Origin of the sequence: Streptomyces hilarionis (genome assembly GCF_024539675.1) — a bacterium.
Taxonomy (GTDB): domain Bacteria; phylum Actinomycetota; class Actinomycetes; order Streptomycetales; family Streptomycetaceae; genus Streptomyces; species Streptomyces hilarionis.
In genome coordinates, this window is sequence record NZ_JAHHIT010000893.1 from 1 (window position 1) to 237 (window position 237).

At 36.7% G+C, this 237-nt stretch carries 1 protein-coding gene; it reads right to left on the minus strand.

From position 1 onward, the window contains the following. The coding region (locus KMS84_RS40690; RefSeq protein WP_256921677.1) for a hypothetical protein at positions 1–237 on the minus strand (237 nt) is incomplete at both ends.

The following is a 237-nucleotide window of genomic DNA, read 5'->3' on the forward strand; positions in this document are numbered from 1 at the left end:
GTTTGCTTGTGCTGAGCATATTGTCCTTCTTCACGTTGAATACGTATCCGTTCAACATAGTCAGTAGTTTCCGCTTGTATTTTAGCTGTAGTAACATCCTTGGTAACCAACATAAGCTGTTGATAGCCTTGACTTGATTTATCAATCTCTATTGCAGCTATATCAAGACTTGAAACAGTGACACCAAAATTCTCCTTTAATCTTTCCACGACATCATGTTCAAGAGTTTCATTAATT